This is a genomic window from Enterobacter sp. Y17, from assembly GCF_019730495.1.
GTDB lineage: Bacteria > Pseudomonadota > Gammaproteobacteria > Enterobacterales > Enterobacteriaceae > Enterobacter > Enterobacter asburiae_B.
In genome coordinates this window covers 1-5,406 of record NZ_JAASKP010000012.1, presented here as the reverse complement: position 1 = coordinate 5,406, position 5,406 = coordinate 1, and the positions used below count along the sequence as shown (strand labels likewise).

The following is a 5,406-nucleotide window of genomic DNA, read 5'->3' as shown; positions in this document are numbered from 1 at the left end:
GGAGAAGCCGCAGCCCTTGACCTTAGCCATCAGACCCTAGCCGTATGGCACGAACCCCGGAGGGGTTCGGCGGAGCCTGGCGGGTGCGCAGCAGCCGCCCTGGCGGAGTGGGGCTCGACGACCGGACAGCAGCGCTGGCCGGGAGCCGAAGGGGGCCATCGCCCTGCCCTGTTTTCGGGTTATAGCCACGGAGCTGCAGCTGAGAAAGTTAACCAGCAGGACGCCGTATATGATGCCCGGAATGAAGAACACAGGGAAAACCAGGCTGATGCCAGGCACAGGCAGGTAACTCATGGCGCGCTGACTTCAGCAAAATCAGGCGGGAAAGGCTGGAGTGTGGACAAGGCGGAGGGAGCAGAGGGGCAGCGCCGAAGGCGCGTCCCCCTTCCCCCGTACCCCGTTCCCCGCAGGGGAACAGCCCTTCCCGGAAGTTCAGGCGTGCGGTCGCGTCAGGAAGGAAAAAGGGGCTACCGGTAAACCGGCAACCCCTTCATAAAGGCGCTTCAGGCATGTCAGACCAACTCAGCTCCTGAAAAGGCGGGGTTTCCCCCGCCTTCAGGTAGCTTACTTACCGGATTCGTAGGCCATAAAAGCCGCCACCTCCCTGTTCGTGTCCCTGTAACGGATTTCGCAGAGCGATTTCCGTGTCAGGTAAGTGAATATCAGCAGTGTGAGACACACTATCAACACACACAAGAGCAGGGTACTTCGTGGCAGTTTCATAGCTGACTTCTCCTTGCCTTTCGGCAGGTAAGCGGCTAATCTGATGTTGTCTAGGCATACAGATTAAGCCTCGGGTTAATTGAAAAATTACTCGGGGCTTTCTGCTTTCTGCCACACAACACGGTAACAAACCACCTTCACGTCATGAGGCAAAAAGCCTCAAGCGCCATCGCCATTATATCCCGTTGTCGATCATCTGCCCAGGAATAACAGTCTGAAAACTGTATAAATCCTCATCGTTTTTCCGCGTCATTCAGCCCCTGAAATCCCCAGCGCCTCACGAATTTCAGCGGCTCGCTGTTTGCTTCCGGCGGCCACGCCGGCGTTATAAACAAGGCTGATTATCGCCTGCACTATCTCCCAGTCATCCCGCTCCAGCCGGGCATCAAGGCGGTACAGGATCTTCCCGCTTTCAGCATGCCGGAACACGGTACCCGTTTCTTTTTTGTCGAATCTGCGGCTGATAATACTCAATATCCCTCCCGGTTATCCGTACCTTCTGACCACTCGCGGATCTGGTCTTCGAGCGCCTCAAGATGCCTGTCTATACTCTCAGCCAGCTGCTCGCTTTCGGTTTCCAGCCAGCCGCTGAGTCCGTCCCACTCGCAGCACATCTCTTTCAGCTTTGCCGACATGGTGCGGAGCTTGTTACGCTGGCTGCGGGCGACTTTCAGCTCCGTCTTGCAGGGGTTATTTCTCATTCTGCCACCTGCTGATAACGCAGCTTGTTCGGTACCTGCCAGCGTTCAGCAGTACGGATATGCTCCGGCGTCTCCCGGACAATAAACGGAATTTGGTACATGACCGAATACAGCGGATCGCCGCTCATGCGAAGCCAGTCAAGTTCCTTCAGCGACGTGAACCGCGACTGCCAGCGCCAGAACGGTGCGGCAAGCTCTGCCGCGTCAAACTCGTCGCTCCACCGGGTGTACCAGGTGCAGACGGTTTCCGGTGACTGAAAATTCAGGTCGATTTTCGCCTGCTCCAGCAGGTTCTGGCGCAGTTTCCAGCGCTGTTCGTACTCGCGGGACTGGCGGCGCAGCTGGCGCGTGGTCTTAATGCCAGACCTGTGCAGCCGTCGACCCGTGCGGGTGTGCATGACTTCAGGAAACAGTTCGGCCTGTACGTCAATCGTGAGCGGCAGCGGGCAGGCTTCGCCACTGGTGGCGATCATCGTGTTAAGCGCCTCCTCGACCTGTTTCAGGTTCGAATGACGGTTATTTGGCACCCAGTGCAGGCCAGGTATTTTATTGGCCACCGTGGCGTTGAGACGCCCGCTGCCCGTGAGAAGGCGCAGAAAAGTACGCACATACGGCATGGCGGGAAGTCGTGCGCCGCGTTCGCGGGCAGACTCAACATGGCTGATAGCCTTTATTGCAGCCTGACGGGCGGGCTTCAGGGAAACGAGCGCGTGTGAGGACGGGATCATGCTGTCACCTCCACGCTCATCAGGTTCACCACGGTGCTGGCTGTGCAGTTAAAGCGGCGCATACCTGCCAGCTGCGCGATCAGCTGGTTTATCCGGTCAGGCTGGAGCTTGTCGCTCTGGTAAAGGGTACGCACCACTTCACCGCCGGAGGAGAGCAGCACCAGAAGCCAGTAAGGCGAGACTTCGCCGGGGCTGCACACGCACAGCAGATGCCAGTCATCGCTGCCGTCCGCGCTGAAGCGGCACTGGACGGGGAAGAAGCCGCCAAACTCGGTGCGGAACTCGGCGCAGACGCACCATCCTTCAGGTGTCGACAGAAGGCCGGTCACGGCATCGCTGAGGGCGCGGCGCGCGTCCTCGCCCTGCTGACGGATAAACTCCAGGTCTGTGGCGGTCAGTGTGTTGATTCGGTTCAGGTCATATTGCATGGTCATGTCTGTTCCCGCCGCCCGAAGGCGGCGGCCTCCTGTATTAAGCAGCGTGGTCAGTGGTGTTAGCGTCGGATTCGGTGGCTTCTTCAGCCTCAGCGGCTGGCGCTGGGCGCACCATCCAGTCAGGCAGCCAGCCCTGAGCATTCAGATCCTGCTCGGCGGCCTTCGCCGCATCGCGGCGCTTGAGCTTCACAACTTCACCCGCACGGGCGCTGAGTCCGGCTTCTTCATAGGCTTTGCCAATCTGGGAAATAGTGAGCTTACCGAAGTAGCTCTCAGCATCCGGCTGCCACCATTTGCGCAGGTCAAAGTCCAGCGCCGCTTCCAGCCTGTCCAGTTCACTTTTCTGCGTATGGTTATACATACGTTCCTGAATACCGTTGATACCGTGCGCTGCACAGAATCCCAGCAGGGTGTTCACCTGCTCTGCTGACCATGACAGCAGCCAGGTGAAATCGAGATGCCAGTTTTCTGGCAGCGTTGCCTGAAGCGCTATTTTCTGTGCATTGAGCGCCGTCAGCGCCTTCCCTTCGTCACCGGATGGAGCCAGTGATGCAAGGTGATACTGATTCGAGGACACGGAGGCTTTCAGCGGTTGGCTGCGCTTGCCGTGGGTGCGATCAAAGAGCGCAAGACACAGCGTCCACGTCAGCAGCGCCACCGACACGTCAGGACGCCCCGCCAGTTCGGCCTGAACAGCCAGAGTACGTTCGGCTGACATGGCCTTAACCAGCGTTGCCGGATAGGCGTCAGCGGGAATGTCAGGCGTGGTGTATCTAATCACGTTCTTTTCACGTTCCTGACGCGCCTGTTCTTCTTCTGCCCGGTCTTCGTCGGTCAGCTTGCGGATACCAGGCTGAACCTGAAAATTGCTACCGTCCCATGACACCCAGATACCGTGGGCGGCGCGAAATTCCGGCGTGGCTTCGCGGTACTTCGCCTCGCAGTAAATGTCATCGATCTGCTGCTGAAGCTCGTATTCGTCATCGCAGGTTTCAGTGGCTTCCCTTTGTTCTTCCAGCTCACTGACGCGCTTCTGTTCTTCTTCCGTGAGGACAGCTTTTGGCATGGCAAAACGGTACAGTTCACCGTCCTCACCGCTGAAGCTGAGTTCCGTCATACGGAACTCAGCCCAGCCCCAGCCCTGCTCCTGCTTAACACGGGCGGCGAGCACGGTGAGCTTGCCAGCCAACAGAGATTTCACCAGCGCAGCATCGGCAAAGGTGCTGTCCTTGTCGCTGAACAGGTCGGCGGTCAGCGTACCGCCAGCGGCGGTATAGGCTTCCTCGCCCACATACTCAAACATCGGGTGACTGATGGCCATCTTGTCGTCAGTCACCATTTTGCGCAGGGTCTGTACGGCTGGATCGCGCCACTGTTCAACAGCCTCTTTCCAGACCTGCTCCTGACGTTCATGGGTATCAGCAAGTGTCAGGACTTCACACTGTTCAAGGGAGATTTCATCCCACGCCAGCGCATCCAGCAGGGAGGGGGCAAGATTCGCCAGTTTCAGGCAGCGCTGAACGTGGCGCGGGTGATAGCCCATCAGTGCGCCGATCTGAGAGGCCGTTTTACCTTCCTGCTGAAGAGTACGAAAACCGATAATCTGCTCGGCGGGATGCATGTTTTTACGTCGACCGTTCTCGATCATCGAGGCCGCCACAGCCATCTCAACGGGCAGGACTTTCACCGGAACAAACGGCGTGTCTGCATCGAGCACACCGCGCATCACCAGAATGCCTGTGCCTCTGCGACGACCTTCCCCGCCGACAATGCCGATCGTACCGTCCGGCAGTTCTGCACCGATCAGGTTCTGGAGGATGCCCATTGCCTGAATGCTGTCTGCCATCTCTTCCACTTCCTGATCGGTATGCGGAATGATGCGCGTGTTTAAGCCCGTGTGTGACAGGCGGGAGTACGGGAAGATTTGCACAGGCGTATCAGCGAGCAGCTGGACGAGCTTCTGCTCGGTAGACTGCGCGATTTTTTCCGCAGATTTTGTCTGACGGGTGGTCTTGGCTGGTTTTTTTGCCGTAGTATTGGTGGCGACCATGATTTTTACCTCTCAGTGATAGTTGTGGTTAGCCGTGGCCGGATTGCCCTCCGGTCACGGCACTCGGTTAACCGGTAATACGTCTCGGGTGTGCTGCCAGTGCTGCAAAGGACGGATAGCCATCAAGAACCTGCATCATGACTTTTGCCCCTTCCAGCATCGCTTTATCCGTTACGCTGCCGCTGTTTTCACACACGTTGATCGTTGCCACGATCCCCGATTTCACATCTGAAAAACGCTCATACATGCGGTTGCTGAACAGGACGCGTTTACCTCCTGCCATAACCTGCCAGTTGTTGCAGTCATTAAATCGGGTGTCCACGTTGTCAAACTCGACTACGTGGGTGTCGCTGGCCTGAATGCGCAGCAGCTTCACGATTTCGGTGCTCTGCCCGACCTTACGGGTCGCCGGACGGGTGTTAAGGTTCTGCATGTTTCCTCCTTCTCTGGGTTAAGGCCGGACATCCGGCCTCCGGTTAAAACTGCACGTATTGCAGGTTGCGTTTCAGTTCAAAAAGAAAATCAGGCTCAAACGACCAGGCGCGCCAGTTAAGCGTTCCGTTGGTGCGGATCTCCACCTGCACGTCGCCGTATCGGGACACATCGGACAGGGTGACGGTGACACCCGCTTTCAGCGAAGTGGCCTGAGCCACCCACTCCCGTGCGACAGAAACAGGGTTTTGTTCTTCCCCCATCTTCCTGGAAGATTCTTGAGCGGCGGTTTTGACGTTGACGTTTCGTGTGTGCATCCTGGTTTTCTCCTGTGGTGA

Annotated in this window: 8 protein-coding genes and 1 pseudogene; all 9 read right to left on the bottom strand. The window is 57.7% G+C overall.

Annotated features, from left to right (window positions below; genetic code table 11):
- Positions 1-564 precede the first annotated feature (564 nt).
- Positions 565-690, bottom strand: coding sequence for a type I toxin-antitoxin system Hok family toxin (locus tag HCH49_RS22125; RefSeq protein WP_223540704.1), 126 nt, complete (start codon positions 688-690; stop codon positions 565-567).
- Positions 632-781: pseudogene (locus HCH49_RS22285) on the bottom strand (DUF5431 family protein); the annotation flags it as partial. The gene HCH49_RS22125 and the pseudogene HCH49_RS22285, both read right to left, overlap by 59 nt.
- Positions 782-972: 191 nt before the next feature.
- Positions 973-1,197, bottom strand: a complete 225-nt coding sequence (locus HCH49_RS22120) for a hypothetical protein (RefSeq protein ID WP_221696978.1) — start codon at positions 1,195-1,197, stop codon at positions 973-975.
- Positions 1,194-1,424, bottom strand: coding sequence for a hypothetical protein (locus tag HCH49_RS22115; RefSeq protein WP_032641239.1), 231 nt, complete (start codon positions 1,422-1,424; stop codon positions 1,194-1,196). The genes HCH49_RS22120 and HCH49_RS22115 overlap by 4 nt, the downstream gene beginning before the upstream one ends.
- Positions 1,421-2,152, bottom strand: coding sequence for a plasmid SOS inhibition protein A (locus tag HCH49_RS22110; RefSeq protein ID WP_221696979.1), 732 nt, complete (start codon positions 2,150-2,152; stop codon positions 1,421-1,423). The genes HCH49_RS22115 and HCH49_RS22110 overlap by 4 nt, the downstream gene beginning before the upstream one ends.
- On the bottom strand, positions 2,149-2,586 hold the full coding sequence (gene psiB / locus HCH49_RS22105; protein WP_221696980.1) for a conjugation system SOS inhibitor PsiB: 438 nt from the start codon (positions 2,584-2,586) through the stop codon (positions 2,149-2,151). The genes HCH49_RS22110 and psiB overlap by 4 nt, the downstream gene beginning before the upstream one ends.
- A gap of 37 nt (positions 2,587-2,623) precedes the next feature.
- The gene (locus HCH49_RS22100) at positions 2,624-4,636 is read right to left on the bottom strand and encodes a ParB/RepB/Spo0J family partition protein (protein WP_221703345.1); all 2,013 of its coding nucleotides are present in this window, start codon (positions 4,634-4,636) and stop codon (positions 2,624-2,626) included.
- 67 nt (positions 4,637-4,703) lie between these two features.
- The gene (locus tag HCH49_RS22095; RefSeq protein ID WP_221696982.1) at positions 4,704-5,069 is read right to left on the bottom strand and encodes a hypothetical protein; all 366 of its coding nucleotides are present in this window, start codon (positions 5,067-5,069) and stop codon (positions 4,704-4,706) included.
- A gap of 43 nt (positions 5,070-5,112) precedes the next feature.
- Positions 5,113-5,385 (bottom strand): hypothetical protein, encoded by a 273-nt coding sequence (locus tag HCH49_RS22090; RefSeq protein ID WP_032664455.1) that lies wholly within the window; start codon positions 5,383-5,385, stop codon positions 5,113-5,115.
- Between the last annotated feature and the right edge of the window lie 21 nt (positions 5,386-5,406).